Here is a 16,419-nt window from a genome sequence, read left to right on the forward strand (position 1 = left end):
TTAGACTTCACGAGGCCACAGACTCGCTTGCGACGACGCATGCGCCGGGTTCGCCTCGGCGCCGCCTCCGGGCGAGTCGCACAACGTTTGAGGACCGATGACTGCAGCAATCGACACCCCCGCCGGCTCCGCCAAGAAGGAGCCCGTCGGTGTCGCCCGCAAGGTCAGGGGCTACATCTCCCTGACCAAGCCGCGCGTCATGGAGCTCCTGCTCGTCACGACCATCCCGACCATGTTCCTGGCCCAGGGCGGCGTGCCCCCGGTCTGGCTCGTCGTCGCGACCCTCGTCGGCGGCGCCCTCAGCGCCGGCTCGGCCTCCGCGTTCAACTGCTACATCGACCGCGACATCGACCGGGTCATGAAGCGCACCAAAGACCGCGCCCTCGTGACCGGCGACGTCACCGACCGCGAGGCCCTCGTCTTCTCGTACGCTATGGGCATCGCCTCCATCGCCTGGCTCGCGCTGACGGTCAACATCCTGGCGGCCGCCCTGTCGCTCGCCGCGATCCTCTTCTACGTCTTCGTCTACACGCTCTGGCTCAAGCGCCGCACCCCGCAGAACATCGTCTGGGGCGGCATCGCCGGCTGCATGCCGGTGCTCATCGGCTGGGCGGCCGTCACGAACTCGCTGTCCTGGGCGCCCGTGATCCTCTTCATGGTGATCTTCCTCTGGACTCCGCCGCACTACTGGCCGCTGTCGATGCGCTACCGCGACGACTACGCGTCCGTCGGCGTGCCGATGCTCGCCGTGGTCCGCGGCCGCGCCCACGTCGGCCTCCAGGTGATCCTGTACGCCTGGGCGACCGTCGTGTGCTCCGTGCTGCTCATCCCCGTCGCGCACATGGGTGTCGTCTACACCGTCGTGGCCGTCGCGAGCGGCATCTGGTTCATCGTCGAGGGCCACCGCCTCTACGGCCGTGCCATCACCGAGGTGGCCGAGGTCAAGCCGATGAAGGTCTTCCACGCCTCGATCACGTACTTGACGCTGCTCTTCATCGCGGTCGGCATCGACCCGCTCCTGCCCTTCTAGCTTCCACCCATCTGGCTTCCACCCATGTGGGCCAGTCGCAGGAACCGCCTAGGCCGTCGCACTGACGGCCGCCTCCGGCACCGGCTTGGCGAGATCGGCGTCGTTCTCGAGCGTGTGCGTCACCGCCGTCATGGCGGCGACGAGCAGCCCCGCCAGCACGAGGTGCGCACCCACGAGGAACGCCGGCAGGCCGGTGTTGGCCTGCATGAGGCCGACGATGATCTGAGCGACCTCGACGCCGAGGAGCATCAGCACGAAGCGGTGCTGGAGCCCGAGCCGGAAGGCGCCGGCGACGAGCACGAGGGTCAGCGCGAACACGGCGAAGGCAGGGACGGCGTGGAGCACCTCGATCGTCTTCGGGTCGAAGCCGTTGCGGTGCGTGTTCGCGTCTCCTGCGTGTGGACCCGCGCCGGTCGTCAGGATGCCCAGCACGACGGTGATCGCGACGAAGACGGCCGCGACGCGCGTGACGGCGGCGTACCAGCGGGGAGTGGCGGGGGAGTCACCGCGTGGTCCGTTGTAGACGCGGTAGACGAGCGTCGCGGTGATGCGGACCAGGACCATCGAGACGATGAAGTGCGAGCCGACGACGTACGGGTTGAGCTTGGCAAGCACGCTGATGCCGCCGAGGACGGCCTGGAACGGAATGCTCATGCCCTGGATGAACGTCAGCCAGAACAGGTCGCGACGGACTCGTCGCATGCGGAACACGGCCAGGAACGCGGCGATGACGACGATCACCAGCACGAACGTGAGCAGCCGGTTACCGAACTCGATGACGCCGTGCAAGCCCATCTCGGGCGTCGTCACGAACGATCCGGCGCTGCACTGCGGCCAGGTGGGGCAGCCGAGGCCCGACCCCGTGAGTCGGACGAGGCCGCCGGTCCCGACGAGCAGCAGCTGGCAGGCGAGCGACGCCCGGGCGATGACACGGACACGGCGGTCGATCGTCGCGGGGAGATAGTCGAGGAGACGGGCGAGGATGCCCGCAGGCCCAGCCTGAGCGTTGGTCACGGATTGCTGCCCTTCGTTCCTTTTGGAGTCTCGACCTGTAGAATCGATGAGTTCAGGAAGACACCCGTTTCGGTGAGTCGACGCAGACCGCAGATCAAGACGAAGTCAATTCTATTGAGGCTGATCTGGGTGCGAGCCTGAACCCATCCCCGCGGCTGCTGCCGTGGGGTCACCCAGCAACGGGAATGCCGCAACGGACGTACAGGTTCGAGTCGGCAAAGGAAGAGGTACGAATGTCAGACGTGTTGATTGACCGCCCCGAGCTCGAAGGCCTCGGCCAATACGAGTTCGGCTGGGCCGACTCCGACGCAGCAGGCGCCTCGGCGCGCCGCGGCGTGAACCCCGAGGTCGTCACCGACATCTCGAACCTCAAGAGCGAGCCCGAGTGGATGCTCAAGAACCGTCTCAAGGGCCTCACCCTGTTCGAGCGCAAGCCCATGCCGACCTGGGGCGCCGACCTCTCGGGCATCGACTTCGACAACATCAAATACTTCGTCCGCTCCACCGAGAAGCAGGCGACCAGCTGGGAAGAGCTTCCCGACGACATCAAGGCCACCTACGAGAAGCTCGGCATCCCCGAGGCAGAGCGCAACCGCCTCGTCGCCGGCGTCGCCGCTCAGTACGAGTCCGAGGTCGTCTACCACCAGATCCGCGAGGACCTCGAGGCCCAGGGCGTCATCTTCATGGACACCGACACGGCCCTCCGCGAGCACCCCGACATCTTCCAGGAGTACTTCGGCACGGTCATCCCGGCCGGCGACAACAAGTTCGCTGCATTGAACACGGCGGTCTGGTCGGGCGGCTCGTTCGTCTACGTGCCCAAGGGCGTCCGCGTCGAGATCCCGCTCCAGGCCTACTTCCGCATCAACACGGAGAACATGGGCCAGTTCGAGCGCACGCTGATCATCGCCGACGAGGACTCCTACGTCCACTACATCGAGGGCTGCACCGCTCCGATCTACAAGAGCGACTCGCTGCACTCGGCCGTCGTCGAGATCATCGTGAAGAAGAACGCCCGCGTGCGCTACACGACGATCCAGAACTGGTCGAACAACGTCTACAACCTCGTCACCAAGCGCGCGATCGCGCACGAAGGCGCGACGATGGAGTGGATCGACGGCAACATCGGCTCCAAGGTGACGATGAAGTACCCGTCGATCTACCTCGCCGGCGAGCACGCGAAGGGCGAGACGCTCTCCGTCGCCTTCGCCGGTCCCGGCCAGCACCAGGATGCCGGCGCCAAGATGATCCACATGGCCCCGTACACCACGTCGTCGATCGTCTCGAAGTCGATCGCCCGCGGCGGCGGCCGCGCCGGCTACCGTGGCGAGGTCCGCGTCGACGAGGGAGCGCACCACTCCGCGAACACCGTGCGCTGCGACGCTCTGCTCGTCGACACGATCTCGCGGTCCGACACCTACCCGGCGATCGACATCCGCGTCGACGACGTCCAGCTCGGTCACGAGGCCACGGTCTCGCGCGTCAGCGAGGAGCAGCTCTTCTACCTGATGTCGCGCGGGATGGCGGAAGACGAGGCCATGGCGATGATCGTCCGCGGCTTCATCGAGCCGATCGCCCGCGAGCTCCCGATGGAGTACGCACTCGAATTGAACAAGCTCATCGAGATGAGCATGGAAGGATCCGTCGGCTAGATGTCTGCAACTCCCGCACCAACCGAGGCTCCGGTCATCGATGCCCCCGCTCAGCACGGCGCCGTCGCCCACAGCGACGGCGACTGGGCGAACCGGGCGATCCCCGTCCAGACCCGCTCCGAGCGCTTCTCGTCGACCGATCCCGCCGCGTTCCCCGCGGTCACGGGTCGCGAGGTCGACTGGAAGCTCAGCCCGGTCCCGGCCCTCCGTCCGCTGATCGACGGCCCTCTCGACGGCTCGCCCTACGCGTATCTCGCGCGTGAGACTCCCGGCGCGACGGTCGAGTGGGTCTCACCCCAGCACGAGCTCGTCGGCACCGCCGGAACACCCGAGGATCGCGCCTCTGCGAACGCCTGGTCGAGCGTCGAGAACGTCCTGCTCGTCACGGTCTCGGGCGACGAGCCCTCCTCCATCACGATCGGCCGCTCCGGTCTCGACGCGGCGCCCCGGGCCGGCCACACCGTGATCCATGCGACGCCCAACTCGTCCGGTCTCGTGATTCTCCAGAACTCGGGTGACGCTCAGCTCGTCGAGAACGTCGAGATCATCGTCGACGAAGGGGCGCACCTCACGGTGGTCACCGTTCAGGAGTGGAACGACGGCGGCATCCACCTCGCGAGTCACCTCGCCAGGATCGGTCGCGACGCGCAGCTCAAGCACTTCGTGGTGACCCTCGGCGGCAGCATCGTGCGCGTCAATCCCTCGGCGCACCTCGCCGCTCAGGGCGCCGACGCCGACCTCAACGGGGTCTACTTCGCCGATGCCGGTCAGCACCTCGAGCAGCAGGTCTACGTCAACCACGACGCACCCAGCACGAAGAGCCGCGTCAACTACAAGGGCGCTCTCCAGGGCGAGGGCGCGCGGACGGTCTGGATCGGCGACGTGCTGATCGGCCGGACCGCACCGGGCACCGACAGCTACGAGCAGAACCGCAACCTCGTGCTCTCCGAGGGCACTCGCGCCGACTCGATCCCGAACCTCGAGATCGAGACGGGCGACATCCTCGGGGCAGGGCACGCCTCCGCCACCGGCCGCTTCGACGATGAGCACCTCTTCTACCTGGAGTCCCGCGGGATCCCCGAGGAGGAGGCGCGACGCATCGTCGTGCTCGGGTTCCTCAGCGAGATCGTCCAGCACATCGGCGAACCCGCCCTCGAGGAGCGCCTCATCGCGGCTCTCGAAGCCGAGCTCGCCGACGGCGCCCAGGCACGAGCCGAGGCCAACGCCGCCGGTGCGCCGGGCCGGAAGGCGCGTGCTCCCTACGTCGACTCCCAGCCCGGAGCCGCAGTCGCCGTCGGAACCGACCACGTGACGAGCGAGCCCGACGTCGCCGCCGGGGTGACCGGCGAGGGCACCTCTCCCGGGGGAACGCACTGATGGCCCCGACAGCGCAGGGGCAGCCCGTCTGCTCCGAGGCCGATGTCAGCGTCTCCGAGGCGCTCCGCGTCGTCGTCGACGGCGTGGCTGTCGCGGTCGTCCGCGACTCGGCGGGCCAGCTGCACGCACTCGGCGACACCTGCACCCACGGCGACATCTCGCTGTCGGAGGGCTTCGTCGAAGACGACACCCTCGAGTGCTGGGCCCACGGCTCGAAGTTCGAGCTCACCTCGGGCAAGCCGCTGACGCTTCCGGCCTACGAGCCGGTTCCGGTCTTCCCCGTCTCGGTCGTGGACGGCCAGGTCTACGTCGACGTCACCCCCGCGTCGGCTCCGCCAGCAGCCTGACGCCCTCCGATCTTCTTCCCCGCTTCACTCAAAGGAATCGCATGTCAACCCTCGAAATCCGCGACCTCCAGGTCTCGATCGACACCGAGCAGGGCAACAAGCCCATCCTCAAGGGTGTCGACCTCACCATCAACAAGGGTGAGATCCACGCCGTCATGGGCCCGAACGGCTCCGGCAAGTCCACTCTCGCTTACACGATCGCGGGACACCCTCGCTACAAGGTCGACGGCGGCTCCATCACGCTCGACGGCGTCGAGGTCCTCGACATGACGGTCGACGAGCGCGCCAAGGCCGGCCTCTTCCTGGCGATGCAGTACCCGGTCGAGATCCCCGGCGTCACGGTCGCGAACTTCCTCCGCACGGCCAAGACCGCCCTCGACGGCGAGGCTCCCGCACTCCGCACGTGGGTCAAAGACCTCCGCCAGCACATGAGCGACCTGAAGATGGACTCCTCGTTCGCCGAGCGCAACGTCAACGAGGGCTTCTCGGGTGGCGAGAAGAAGCGCCACGAGATCATGCAGCTCGAGCTCCTCAAGCCGAAGTTCGCGATCCTCGACGAGACCGATTCCGGCCTCGACGTCGACGCGCTCAAGATCGTCTCCGAGGGCGTCAACCGTGCGCACGCGGCGACCGACCTCGGCATCCTGATGATCACGCACTACACGCGCATCCTCCGCTACATCAAGCCCGACTTCGTGCACGTCTTCGTCGACGGCCACGTCGCAGAGCAGGGCGGCCCCGAGCTGGCCGACCAGCTCGAGAACGAGGGCTACGACCGCTACGTCACGGCAGCCGCTGCAGCCGCCGCGGGAGCCTGATCATGCCCGTCGCACTCGCGCCCGAGAAGTTCGATCAGGTCGAAGAGGCCCTGAAGGAGGTCATGGACCCCGAGCTGGGCGTCAACGTGGTCGACCTCGGCCTCATCTACGACCTCGCCCTGGACGACGAGGTCGAGAACGCGCTGATCATCAGCATGACCCTGACCAGTGCCGGCTGCCCCCTCACCGACGTGATCGAATCCGAGACCGCCAACGCCCTCGACGGCGTCGTGGAGGCGTTCCGCATCAACTGGGTGTGGATGCCGCCGTGGGGTCCCGAGCGGATCACCGACGACGGCCGCGACATGATGCGCGCCATCGGCTTCTCGATCTGAGACGCCGGGCTGGCTCCTGCGACTGAGCAGTTGCTGTGCCCCAACGACGAAGGGCCCCCGCCATGTGGCGGGGGCCCTTCGTCGACCAGTGCTAGTTCGAGCGGCGCTGGTCGATCGCGCGCACCGCACGCCACAGCAGCGGGAGGCTGCCGGCCGCGATGAGCCACTTGACGAGGCCGCCGACGATGAACGGCGTGAAGCCGGCCGCGAGGACGTCGGCGACGGAGTGCGGGTAGCCGAGGTTCGCCAGCGCGAAGCCGAGGTAGGGGAGGCCGAACGCGAACGGGATCAGGCTGGCCCCGAGGAAGGCGGCGAGCGAGCGGACCACGTGGCGGTCCCAGTTGCGCTCGGAGAGCCAGCCGACCAGGGCGGCCGCGGGGATGAAGCCGATGATGAAGCCGAAGCTCGGCAGCTGGAGGCTCGAGACGCCGCCGGCGTGACCGGCGAAGATCGGCGCTCCGATGAGGCCGATCAGCGCGTAGAGCGCGAGCGAGAGGGCACCGCGGCGGAGGCCGAGGGTGGCGCCGACGAGCATGACGGCGAGGGTCTGACCGGTGATCGGAACGGGCCAGAGAGGGATCTCGATCTGGGCCAGCAGGCCGGTGAGGGCGACGCCGCCGAGCACGAGCGCGGCGTCGGTGGCGAGGCTGCGAGACACGAAACGGTCGGCGAGGACGGGCCTCGTGGTCGCGGCGGCGGTGTTCGTCATGCAGATCTCCTAGAATGGGTAGGTTGATCGGCGCCACTGGCACCGAGACACGGTTCCACGCTGATCCCTTTCATCCTAGGGGCGGCCCACCGGCGGGCGGCGTTGTGGACACCTCCTCAGATGATTGGACTTTTGCTGTGCTCTCCGTGCACGACCTCGAGATTCGCGTAGGCGCCCGCCTCCTCATGGAGGGCGTGACCTTCCGGGTCGACAAGGGCGACAAGATCGGCCTGGTCGGCCGCAACGGCGCCGGCAAGACCACCATGACCAAGACCCTTGCGGGCGAGACGCTCCCGACGGGCGGCTCGATCGAGTCGAACGGCGAGATCGGCTACCTGCCGCAGGATCCCCGCAGCGGCAACCCCGAAGACCTCGCCCGCACCCGGATCCTGGATGCGCGCGGCCTCGGGCAGATCCTGCTCGGGATCCAGCAGGCGAGTCTCGACATGGGCAGCGACGACCCGGCCGTCGCCGAGAAGGCGATGAAGCGATACGGCGACCTCGACGACCGCTTCAACGCGCTCGGCGGGTACGCCGCCGAAGCGGAGGCCGCGTCGATCGCCAGCAACCTGAGTCTGCCCGACCGCATCCTCGACCAGCCCCTCTCGACCCTCTCGGGTGGTCAGCGCCGGCGCATCGAGCTCGCGCGCATCCTGTTCTCGGCCGCTGAGACGATGATCCTCGACGAGCCGACCAACCACCTCGACGCCGACTCCGTCGTCTGGCTGCGCGAGTACCTCAAGACGTACCAGGGCGGGGTCATCGTGATCTCGCACGATATCGAGCTCGTCGACGAGGTCGTCAACCGCGTCTTCTACCTCGACGCGAACCGCCAGCAGATCGACATCTACAACATGGGCTGGAAGCACTACCAGCGTCAGCGCGCCTCCGACGAGGAGCGCCGCAAGAAAGAGCGCGCCACCGCCGAGAAGCAGGCCGGCCAGCTGCAGAAGCAGGCCGCCCGCTTCGGTGCGAAGGCGTCGAAGGCCGCTGCCGCCCACCAGATGGTCGCTCGCGCCGAGAAGCTGCTCGCCGGCCTCGACGAGGTGCGCGCCGTCGACCGGGTCGCCAAGCTGCGGTTCCCGACGCCGGCCGCCTGCGGCCGCACGCCCCTCATGGCGACGAACCTGTCGAAGAGCTACGGCTCGCTCGAGATCTTCACGGCTGTCGACCTCGCGATCGACCGCGGCTCGAAGGTGGTCATCCTGGGCCTCAACGGCGCCGGCAAGACGACCCTGCTCCGCATCCTCGCGGGCGTCGACGAGCCCGACACCGGCCAGCTCGAGCCCGGCCACGGCCTGCGTGTCGGCTACTACGCGCAGGAGCACGAGACGATCGACGTGAAGCGCAGCGTGCTCGAGAACATGGTGTCGTCGTCGCCGAACATCACCGAGATGGAGGCGCGTCGCGTGCTCGGCTCGTTCCTGTTCACAGGCGACGACTCGGCCAAGCCCGCCGGCGTGCTGTCGGGCGGCGAGAAGACGCGTCTGGCGCTGGCCATGATCGTCGTCTCGGGCGCCAACGTGCTGCTGCTCGACGAGCCCACCAACAACCTCGACCCGGCCTCGCGCCTCGAGATCCTCGATGCGCTCAACAACTACGAGGGCGCCGTCGTGCTCGTGAGCCACGACGAGGGCGCGGTCGAGGCGCTCAACCCCGAGCGCGTGCTGATCATGCCCGAGGGCACCGAGGACCACTGGACCCCCGACTACTCGGATCTGATCACTCTGGCGTAGCGCCTTCGGGCCCGCGAGATGGCCGTGCCTGTCGACCTCACCCCCGTGAGACGACAGGCACGGCCATCTCACGGCCCGAAACCGCGGGCGCAGGAACTCCGAGCCCACCGCCCGACTACCGGCTGATGCCGGCTCCGGGCGTCGACTCCTCCCACCCGACCTCGTCGAGGTGCGCGTCTTCGATCTCGGCGTCGTCGGGCCCGCGTTTGAGGCGCTTGCGCTCGCGCTCCTCGTCGAGCCAGCGCTGGTCCTCCTCGTCGGAGTTCCGCGCGTCGTACTCCTGGCGGATGACGTAGATGAAGAAGCCGAACGCGGCGAGGGCGAACATGACCCACTGGATCGCATACGACAGATTGAGGCCGTAGTCGACCGACGGCTTCTGGGCGAGCTTCGGCAGGGTCGAGGCGGCGGGCGTCTCTGTCTTGAGCTGCCCGAACGCCGCCGTGTAGGTCGGGAGTCCGAGTCTCTTGCCGATGGTCGACGGCTTGATCACCGCGAGCTCGTTGGTCTTCGGGATGTCCGTGCGGCCGGGAACGTCGGCCTCGGTGGCCGCGAGGCGCGCGACGACCGTGACGGTGCCCGACGGGGGAGCAGGGATGGAGTCGGGGTAGTCGTGCGTGTTGCCCGTGGGCACCCAGCCGCGGTCGATCACGAAGACCTCGCCGGTCGAGGTCTCGAGCGGCACGAGCACCTCGAATCCGGGGTAGCCGTTGTAGCTGCGGTCGCGGGCGAGGAAGAAGTCGTCGGCGAGGTACGAGCCGGTCACCGTGACCGGCTTGAACTCGTCGGCCGACGAGTACGAGTCGAGGTTCGTCAGCACGTCGGCCAGCGGCACGGGCTCGGCGTCGTAGTTGGCCTGGAGCGTGTGCTGCAGGGCGAGGTTCTCACCGCGACGCTCCCACTGCCAGTGCGACAGGAACGCGCAGACGATGGCGAACACGACCGCGACGGCGAAGTAGCCGACCCACTTGCGTGAGAAGGCGAAGCGCCACTCCTTCACGAGGTCGTCTCCACTCCGACCGAGTCGACGGTCTCGCCCAGGGCGGTGACGATGACCGGGAAGTCGCGCGACCGCAGGAATTCTGCGAGAAAGTCTACGTGCTCGTCGCAGGCCGCCCAGACCTTCACCCGGTCGATGCCGTGGATCCTGGGGTTGCGCCAGTGGACGGCGCGAGTCGCGTCGACTCGGCACCCCGCACGGGAGCACTGGGGAGCCGACGGCCCCGCCGAGCCGATGATCACGAGAGGCGGTCGTCGCCCGACGGAGCGTCTCGCGCGGACGGCTGGTCGGTCGACCGATCATAGGGGAACGCGTCGGGCGTCGGACCGTAGCCGGGAGCGTCGGCCTGCTGAGGCCGGTACAGCTCCACGCCGCCGGGGCGCTGGACGTCGCCGCGCTGTCCCTCGGCTCCGACGTTGGCCAGGACCACCGCGACGTAGGGCAGCACGATGGCGCCGATCGCCGGAGCAAGAGCCCACCAGCCGGGGACCAGGAAGGCGACGATGATGCAGACGAGACGCACGAGCATGGCAAGCGAGTACCGAATCATCCGACCGCGGCGCTCGTCGTAGGGCGACGGCGGAAGCGAGGTAATCGCGTTCGCGGAGGTCTTCTTCGTTCTGATCTTCATTCCCTCACGGGCTCGGGTCGGGGGCGGAGCATCCGCCGATTCTCGGGCGGTGCTCCATGAACACTAGGCTTGTCCGGGTCGTCCGGGCCTTGGGAGGCTCGGCGTCAAGCAATCACACAGAGACGGAGTTCCTCATGACCACGCCCCGCACAGTCCTCGTCACCGGCGGCAACCGCGGCATCGGCTACGCCATCGCCCAGCAGTTCGCCGCCGACGGCCACCGCGTGGCCGTCACAGCCCGCTCGGGCTCCGGACCGGAGGGTACGATGACCGTGCAGGCCGAGATGACCGACGCTGTCTCGATCGACGCCGCGTTCACCGCCGTCGAGGCCGAGCTCGGCCCGGTCGAGGTCGTGGTCGCCAATGCCGGCATCACCAGGGACACCCTTCTCATGCGCATGTCGGAAGACGACTTCACCAGCGTGATCGACACGAACCTGGGCGGCACCTTCCGGGTCGTGAAGCGTGCCTCGAAGGGGATGCTCAAGGCCCGTTTCGGCCGGATCATCCTCATCTCGAGCGTCGTGGGCCTCTACGGCAGTGCGGGCCAGGTCAACTACGCCGCGTCGAAGTCAGGTCTCGTCGGCTTCGCCCGCTCGCTCACCCGCGAGCTCGGCGCCCGCGGCATCACGACCAACGTCGTCGCCCCGGGCTTCGTCGAGACCGATATGACGGCCGTGCTCCCCGAGGCCCAGCAGCAGGAGTACCGCCGCAGCATCCCGCTCGCCCGCTTCGGCTCGGTCGACGACATCACCGGCGCCGTGTCGTTCCTCGCCGGCGACCACGCCGGCTACATCAGCGGCGCGGTCATTCCCGTCGACGGCGGCCTCGGCATGGGCCACTGACATCGTCTCGCGCCGTCTGCGGCACGCTGACAGACCGCGTCGGCCGCGCCAGCAATGCTGCGCCCGTCGCGTTCGGCAAGGGTGGGGTCAGCCCTTCAGGCCGAGCAGGGCCAGTACCTGCGACAGGTCTCGGTGCGGCATCGCCACGTCGGCCTGAGCGCGCACGCGGGGCTTCGCGTCGAAGGCGACGCTGAGCCCCGCCTCGCGCATCATCTCGAGGTCGTTGGCGCCGTCGCCGACGGCGACGGTGCGGGCCAGCGGGATTCCGGCGGCAGAGGCCCACTGGGCGAGGGCGGACGCCTTCGCAGCGGCGTCGACGACCGGTCCGTCGAGAAGCCCGGTGAGGCGGCCGTCACGGGCCCCGAGGCGGTTGGCTCGCCAGTGGTCGAGGCCGAGTTCCTGCGCCAGAGGGTCGAGGATCTCGTGGAACCCGCCCGAGACCACGCCGACGAGTCCGTCGGCCGCGTGGACTCCGGCGATCATCTCGGCGACGCCGTCGGTCACGCGCACTCGGGCCCGGGCATCGTCGAAGCACGACTCGGGCAGCCCCTCGAGGGTGGCGACGCGCTCGCGCAGACTCTCGGCGAAGTCGATCTCGCCCGCCATCGCGCGCTCGGTGATCTCGCGGACCCGGTCGTGGCTGCCCGCGGCGTCGGCCAGGAGCTCGATCACCTCGTTCTCGATGAGCGTGGAGTCGACGTCGAGGACGAGCAGGAATCGTGGCACGCACGTATCGTATCGGCGCGCCGCCCCCCGTTACGCGGACGATCGAGCTTCGGACAGCACGAGACCGTACGCGCCCTACTGCTCTACTCGGACGCCCTTGCCGACGACGGTGATGCCCGACGGGGTCACGGTGAAGCCGCGAGCCCGGTCGGCCTCGGCGTCGAGACCCACGTGCGCTCCATCGACGATCACGACGTCCTTGTCGAGGATGGCGCGGTTCACGATGGAGTTCTTGCCGACGTAGATCCGGTCGAACAGCACCGAGTCGACGACACGGGAGCCGGAGTCGAGGGTGTTCCAGGGGCCGACCACGCTGCGCTCGATGTGCGAGCCGACGGCCAGCGTGCCGAGCGAGACGATCGACTCGATGACCGAGCCCGGGTTGCCGTGCTCGTCGCGCCCGAACTTGGCCGGCGGCGAGTTGAGCTGCTGGCTGAAGATCGGCCAGTCGGTGTTGTACAGGTTGAACACCGGCAGCGCTGCGATGAGGTCGCGGTGCGCGTCGTAGAACGAGTCGATGGTCCCGACGTCGCGCCAGTAGTAGCGGTCGCGCTCGGTCGAGCCCGGGACCTCGTTGCGGTTGAGGTCGTACACGGCGGCGTCTCCGCGCGACACGAAGTCGGGGATGATGTCGCCGCCCATGTCGTGGTCGGACTCGGCGTTCTCGCCGTCGCGGAGGACGGCGTCGATGAGCGCGTCGGCGTTGAAGACGTAGTTGCCCATCGAGGCGAGGACCTCGTCGGGCGAGTCGGCGAGCCCGACGGGGTTCTTGGGCTTCTCCAGGAACGCGTCGATCAGGGTCACGTCGTCGGCGTTCGTCTGGATGACGCCGAACTGGTCTGCGAGCGAGATCGGCTGGCGGATGGCCGCGACGGTGGCGCTCTTGCCGGAGGCGATGTGCGCCTCGACCATCTGCTCGAAGTCCATCCGGTACACGTGGTCGGCGCCGACTACGACGACGATGTCGGGCTTCTCGTCGCGGAGCAGGTTGAGGCTCTGCAGGATCGCGTCGGCGCTGCCTGCGAACCAGCGCTTGCCGAGGCGCTGCTGCGCGGGCACCGAGGCGACGTAGGCGCCGAGGAGGCCCTCGATGCTCCAGGTCTGCGACACGTGCCGGTCGAGGCTGTGCGATTTGTACTGCGTCAGGACCACGATCTGCCGCAGCCCCGAGTTGATGAGATTGGAGAGCGCGAAGTCGACGAGGCGGTAGTTGCCGCCGAAGGGGACTGCGGGCTTCGCACGGTCGGCCGTGAGGGGCATGAGTCGCTTGCCCTCTCCGCCGGCGAGGACGATGCCGAAGATCTTCTTTGATGCCATGGGGCCAGAATGGCACGTTTCGCGTCCGGACGACTACGGTGAACCCGTGCGAGTCGATGTGATCACCAAGGAATACCCTCCGAACGTCTACGGCGGTGCCGGCGTCCACGTGACGGAGCTCGTCAAGGCGCTCCGGGAGTCCATCGACGTTCGCGTCCGTGCCTTCGGGGAGACGATCGCCGAGGACGGCACGACGGGCTATCCCGACCTGCCTGAGCTCGCCGGGCGCAACGGAGCCCTCAAAACCCTCGGCGTCGACGTCTCGATCGCCGACGACGTGGCCGGCGCCGACGTCGTCCACTCGCACACCTGGTACGCCAATGCCGCCGGCCAGCTCGCGCAGCTCCTCCACGACGTGCCGCACGTGCTCACCGCGCACTCTCTCGAGCCGCTCCGGCCGTGGAAGGCCGAGCAGCTCGGCGGCGGCTACCGCGTGTCGAGCTGGATCGAGCGCCAGGCCTACGAGTCGGCCGACCACATCATCGCGGTGAGCGACGGCATGCGCCGCGACATCCTCCGCTCCTACCCGCAGGTCGACGAGTCGAAGGTCAGCGTCGTCTACAACGGCATCGACCTCGAGGGCTGGCGCCGCCTCGACGAGCCCGAGCTCGTGCGCTCGCTCGGCATCGACCCCGACCGGCCCGCGGTCGTGTTCGTCGGCCGCATCACCCGCCAGAAGGGCCTCCCGTACCTCCTGCGAGCCGCCGCGTCGCTGCCCGCCGACGTGCAGCTGATCCTGTGTGCCGGGGCCCCTGACACCCCTGAGATCATGCGCGAGGTCACCGGCCTGGTCGAAGAGCTCCAGCAGACTCGCACGGGCGTGGTCTGGATCGAGAAGATCCTGCCTCGCGACCAGCTCTGCGCCGTGCTCTCGGCCGCGACGGTCTTCGTCTGCCCGTCGATCTACGAGCCTCTCGGCATCGTGAACCTCGAGGCGATGGCCTGCGGCGTCCCGGTCGTGGGCACGGCGACCGGCGGCATCCCGGAGGTCGTCGCCGACCAGCTGACCGGCTGGCTCGTGCCGATCGACCAGGCCACCGATGGCACCGGCACGCCGCTCGACGCCGACAGGTTCGTCGGCGACCTCGCGGCCACCCTGACCCACGCCCTCTCGGACCCCGGAATGGCGAGGCTCATGGGCCGCGCGGGCCGCCTGCGGGCCGAGTCGGAGTTCAGCTGGTCGTCGATCGCCGAAGAGACCGTGAAGGTCTACAACTCGCTCGCGTAGCGCCGCCTCCTCCCACCTCCGTGGCCTAGAGTTCTAGCCATGCCCACCGTTCTGCAGCTCACCGATGTGTCCGTCGTCCGGGATGGCTCGCCGGTCGTCGACTCCGTCTCCTGGACCGTCGACTCCGACGAGCGCTGGGTGGTGCTCGGCCCCAACGGCGCCGGCAAGACCACCATCCTGCAGATCGCCGCAGCGCAGACGCACCCCTCCTCGGGGTCGGCCGAGATTCTCGGCGAAGACCTCGGCAAGAGCGACCTGTTCGACCTGCGCCCCCGGATCGGCTTCGCCTCGACCACGCTGGCGCGCCGCATCCCGCCGAAAGAGACTGTCCTCGACGTCGTCCTGACCGCGGCCTACTCGGTGACCGGCCGCTGGAACGAGGAGTACGAGAACGTCGACGTCCGTCGCGCGCAGAGGGTCCTCGACGAGTGGAAGCTCGGCCACCTCGCCGACCGCACGTTCGGCGGCCTCTCCGACGGCGAGCAGAAGCGCGTGCAGATCGCCCGCTCGGTGATGACCGACCCCGAGCTGCTCCTGCTCGACGAGCCGGCCGCGTCGCTCGACCTCGGCGCCCGCGAAGAGCTCCTGCGCATGCTCGGCGGCTACGCCTCGAGCAAGGGCTCGCCCGCCATCATCATGGTGACCCACCACGTCGAAGAGATCCCTCAGGGCTTCACCCACGCGCTCCTGCTCGCCCAGGGCCGGATCGTCGCCTCCGGTCCCCTCGAGGAGGTCGTCACGGGCACCGCCCTGAGCGACACGTTCGGCCTCGACCTCGCGGTGACCGAGAGCGACGGGCGCTTCACCGCTCGCGCGCGCTAGGTGATCTCCGATGCCCGGTTCGGGATCGAGCTCTACGAGGCCGACGACCGCGACCGAGCTCAGAGCGGCCGCATCGGCCACGTCTGGAGTCCCGACGCCGAGCTGATCGTGCGCGACGCTGATGGCACCGTGCACATCGTCGACCCCAGCGGGGCCAACCCCCGGTTCGTCAACTCGTCGATCGCCTCACTCGAGGGCTTTCTCGAGGCGTTCCGCGTGTTCTACCTCGGCGACCGCCCGGCCGTGCCGGCGAAGATGACCGTCGATGAGGCGCGGGCCCGGCTCGCCGCCCTCCACCGCGGCGAGACCCTTGCCGACCCCGTCGCAGCCGCGCCGATCGCCGGGCCCGAGCGCCTTGCGACCCTGCACCAGGCCCTCGGGGCGCAGGATCCGCCCGCGGTCGCCGAGGGCACCTGGTGGGCGCGGATCCTGCGCCGCCCCGAGTTCGACTAGCAGCGCGGCGAGCCCCGCCCATCTGGTATCGTTGACAGCTGTTTGCGCCGTGCATTCGGCCGACATTCCGGGGCTGGCAAAAACCAGTCCGACCACAGACCTTTGAGGAACAGCCATGAAGACCGATACCCACCCCGCGTACAACCCCATCGTGTTCCGCGACCTCGCCTCGGGCGAGACGTTCCTCACGCGCTCCACCGCGACCAGCGACAAGACGATCGAGATCGATGGCGTCACGTACCCCGTCATCGACGTCGAGATCTCGTCGGCTTCGCACCCGTTCTACACGGGCAAGCAGCGCATCCTCGACTCGGCCGGTCGCGTCGAGAAGTTCAACCAGCGCTTCAAGAACTTCGGCAGCAAGTAACAGGAAGAACTT

19 protein-coding genes are annotated in these 16,419 nt (G+C 68.5%); 12 read left to right on the top strand and 7 right to left on the bottom strand.

Features of this window, described 5'->3' with window-relative positions; translation table 11 throughout:
* Positions 1-97: 97 nt before the first annotated feature.
* On the top strand, positions 98-1,030 hold the full coding sequence (locus AC07TY_RS03465) for a heme o synthase (protein WP_123504545.1): 933 nt from the start codon (positions 98-100) through the stop codon (positions 1,028-1,030).
* 48 nt (positions 1,031-1,078) lie between these two features.
* On the opposite strand, the gene AC07TY_RS03470 is transcribed toward AC07TY_RS03465, so the two are convergent.
* Positions 1,079-2,044, bottom strand: coding sequence for a COX15/CtaA family protein (locus AC07TY_RS03470; protein ID WP_494784333.1), 966 nt, complete (start codon positions 2,042-2,044; stop codon positions 1,079-1,081).
* A gap of 233 nt (positions 2,045-2,277) precedes the next feature.
* Here AC07TY_RS03470 and sufB point away from each other — a divergent pair, with 233 nt between their 5' ends.
* Genes sufB through AC07TY_RS03495 form a run of 5 tightly spaced genes read left to right on the top strand, consistent with a single transcriptional unit; the run spans position 2,278 to position 6,573 of the window.
* Positions 2,278-3,696, top strand: a complete 1,419-nt coding sequence (gene sufB / locus AC07TY_RS03475; RefSeq protein ID WP_123504544.1) for a Fe-S cluster assembly protein SufB — start codon at positions 2,278-2,280, stop codon at positions 3,694-3,696.
* Positions 3,697-5,073, top strand: a complete 1,377-nt coding sequence (gene sufD / locus AC07TY_RS03480) for a Fe-S cluster assembly protein SufD (RefSeq protein ID WP_488626240.1) — start codon at positions 3,697-3,699, stop codon at positions 5,071-5,073.
* Positions 5,073-5,420: a Rieske 2Fe-2S domain-containing protein gene (locus tag AC07TY_RS03485; protein ID WP_123504542.1), complete on the top strand. Its 348-nt coding sequence runs from the start codon at positions 5,073-5,075 to the stop codon at positions 5,418-5,420. Before sufD ends, AC07TY_RS03485 begins: the two co-directional genes overlap by 1 nt.
* A gap of 41 nt (positions 5,421-5,461) precedes the next feature.
* Positions 5,462-6,238: a Fe-S cluster assembly ATPase SufC gene (gene sufC / locus AC07TY_RS03490; protein WP_494784334.1), complete on the top strand. Its 777-nt coding sequence runs from the start codon at positions 5,462-5,464 to the stop codon at positions 6,236-6,238.
* A gap of 2 nt (positions 6,239-6,240) precedes the next feature.
* Positions 6,241-6,573 carry a metal-sulfur cluster assembly factor gene (locus tag AC07TY_RS03495; protein WP_123504540.1) on the top strand — a complete coding sequence of 111 codons (333 nt, stop codon included), beginning with the start codon at positions 6,241-6,243 and terminating at the stop codon, positions 6,571-6,573.
* Between the two features lie 91 nt (positions 6,574-6,664).
* On the opposite strand, the gene AC07TY_RS03500 is transcribed toward AC07TY_RS03495, so the two are convergent.
* Positions 6,665-7,282 carry a biotin transporter BioY gene (locus AC07TY_RS03500; RefSeq protein ID WP_494784335.1) on the bottom strand — a complete coding sequence of 206 codons (618 nt, stop codon included), beginning with the start codon at positions 7,280-7,282 and terminating at the stop codon, positions 6,665-6,667.
* 137 nt (positions 7,283-7,419) lie between these two features.
* On the opposite strand from AC07TY_RS03500, the gene AC07TY_RS03505 reads away from it, so the two are divergent.
* A complete protein-coding gene (locus AC07TY_RS03505; protein ID WP_488626239.1) occupies positions 7,420-9,018 on the top strand; it encodes an ABC-F family ATP-binding cassette domain-containing protein in 1,599 nt (532 codons plus the stop codon).
* A 115-nt stretch (positions 9,019-9,133) separates the two neighbouring features.
* Here the strand turns inward: AC07TY_RS03505 and AC07TY_RS03510 are convergent, their stop codons facing one another.
* The 3 genes from AC07TY_RS03510 to AC07TY_RS03520 are packed head-to-tail and all read right to left on the bottom strand — an operon-like array spanning position 9,134 to position 10,649.
* A complete protein-coding gene (locus AC07TY_RS03510; RefSeq protein ID WP_494784336.1) occupies positions 9,134-10,018 on the bottom strand; it encodes an SURF1 family cytochrome oxidase biogenesis protein in 885 nt (294 codons plus the stop codon).
* Entirely contained in the window at positions 10,015-10,260 is a 246-nt protein-coding gene (locus AC07TY_RS03515) for a hypothetical protein (RefSeq protein ID WP_494784337.1), read from the bottom strand. Before AC07TY_RS03515 ends, AC07TY_RS03510 begins: the two co-directional genes overlap by 4 nt.
* A complete protein-coding gene (locus tag AC07TY_RS03520) occupies positions 10,257-10,649 on the bottom strand; it encodes a DUF3099 domain-containing protein (protein ID WP_494784338.1) in 393 nt (130 codons plus the stop codon). Before AC07TY_RS03520 ends, AC07TY_RS03515 begins: the two co-directional genes overlap by 4 nt.
* A gap of 134 nt (positions 10,650-10,783) precedes the next feature.
* Between AC07TY_RS03520 and fabG the strand changes: the two genes are divergently transcribed.
* Complete coding sequence (gene fabG / locus AC07TY_RS03525) at positions 10,784-11,494, top strand: 3-oxoacyl-ACP reductase FabG (protein WP_488626235.1); 711 nt, start codon at positions 10,784-10,786, stop codon at positions 11,492-11,494.
* A gap of 87 nt (positions 11,495-11,581) precedes the next feature.
* Here the strand turns inward: fabG and serB are convergent, their stop codons facing one another.
* Positions 11,582-12,220, bottom strand: coding sequence for a phosphoserine phosphatase SerB (gene serB / locus AC07TY_RS03530; RefSeq protein WP_494784339.1), 639 nt, complete (start codon positions 12,218-12,220; stop codon positions 11,582-11,584).
* Positions 12,221-12,295: 75 nt separating this feature from the next.
* Positions 12,296-13,537, bottom strand: coding sequence for a glucose-1-phosphate adenylyltransferase (locus AC07TY_RS03535; protein ID WP_494784340.1), 1,242 nt, complete (start codon positions 13,535-13,537; stop codon positions 12,296-12,298).
* A 46-nt stretch (positions 13,538-13,583) separates the two neighbouring features.
* Between AC07TY_RS03535 and glgA the strand changes: the two genes are divergently transcribed.
* From glgA to AC07TY_RS03555, 4 genes are all read left to right on the top strand, one after another.
* Complete coding sequence (gene glgA / locus AC07TY_RS03540) at positions 13,584-14,765, top strand: glycogen synthase (protein WP_123504524.1); 1,182 nt, start codon at positions 13,584-13,586, stop codon at positions 14,763-14,765.
* Positions 14,766-14,804: 39 nt separating this feature from the next.
* The gene (locus tag AC07TY_RS03545; protein ID WP_494784341.1) at positions 14,805-15,587 is read left to right on the top strand and encodes an ABC transporter ATP-binding protein; all 783 of its coding nucleotides are present in this window, start codon (positions 14,805-14,807) and stop codon (positions 15,585-15,587) included.
* Positions 15,588-16,040: an SUKH-4 family immunity protein gene (locus tag AC07TY_RS03550; RefSeq protein WP_494784342.1), complete on the top strand. Its 453-nt coding sequence runs from the start codon at positions 15,588-15,590 to the stop codon at positions 16,038-16,040.
* 115 nt (positions 16,041-16,155) lie between these two features.
* Positions 16,156-16,407: a type B 50S ribosomal protein L31 gene (locus tag AC07TY_RS03555; RefSeq protein ID WP_123504521.1), complete on the top strand. Its 252-nt coding sequence runs from the start codon at positions 16,156-16,158 to the stop codon at positions 16,405-16,407.
* Positions 16,408-16,419: the final 12 nt, after the last annotated feature.

Source organism: Frondihabitans sp. GW821-FHT04F02 (assembly GCF_059420045.1).

Excerpts from the sequence above, each read along its gene's own strand:
- AC07TY_RS03465 (WP_123504545.1), top strand. The coding sequence starts at position 98 with ATGACTGCAGCAATCGACACCCCCGCCGGCTCCGCCAAGAAGGAGCCC.
- sufB (WP_123504544.1), top strand. The coding sequence starts at position 2,278 with ATGTCAGACGTGTTGATTGACCGCCCCGAGCTCGAAGGCCTCGGCCAA.
- sufD (WP_488626240.1), top strand. The coding sequence starts at position 3,697 with ATGTCTGCAACTCCCGCACCAACCGAGGCTCCGGTCATCGATGCCCCC.
- AC07TY_RS03485 (WP_123504542.1), top strand. The coding sequence starts at position 5,073 with ATGGCCCCGACAGCGCAGGGGCAGCCCGTCTGCTCCGAGGCCGATGTC.
- sufC (WP_494784334.1), top strand. The coding sequence starts at position 5,462 with ATGTCAACCCTCGAAATCCGCGACCTCCAGGTCTCGATCGACACCGAG.
- AC07TY_RS03495 (WP_123504540.1), top strand. The coding sequence starts at position 6,241 with ATGCCCGTCGCACTCGCGCCCGAGAAGTTCGATCAGGTCGAAGAGGCC.
- AC07TY_RS03500 (WP_494784335.1), bottom strand. The coding sequence starts at position 7,282 with ATGACGAACACCGCCGCCGCGACCACGAGGCCCGTCCTCGCCGACCGT.
- AC07TY_RS03520 (WP_494784338.1), bottom strand. The coding sequence starts at position 10,649 with ATGAAGATCAGAACGAAGAAGACCTCCGCGAACGCGATTACCTCGCTT.
- fabG (WP_488626235.1), top strand. The coding sequence starts at position 10,784 with ATGACCACGCCCCGCACAGTCCTCGTCACCGGCGGCAACCGCGGCATC.
- AC07TY_RS03535 (WP_494784340.1), bottom strand. The coding sequence starts at position 13,537 with ATGGCATCAAAGAAGATCTTCGGCATCGTCCTCGCCGGCGGAGAGGGC.
- AC07TY_RS03545 (WP_494784341.1), top strand. The coding sequence starts at position 14,805 with ATGCCCACCGTTCTGCAGCTCACCGATGTGTCCGTCGTCCGGGATGGC.
- AC07TY_RS03555 (WP_123504521.1), top strand. The coding sequence starts at position 16,156 with ATGAAGACCGATACCCACCCCGCGTACAACCCCATCGTGTTCCGCGAC.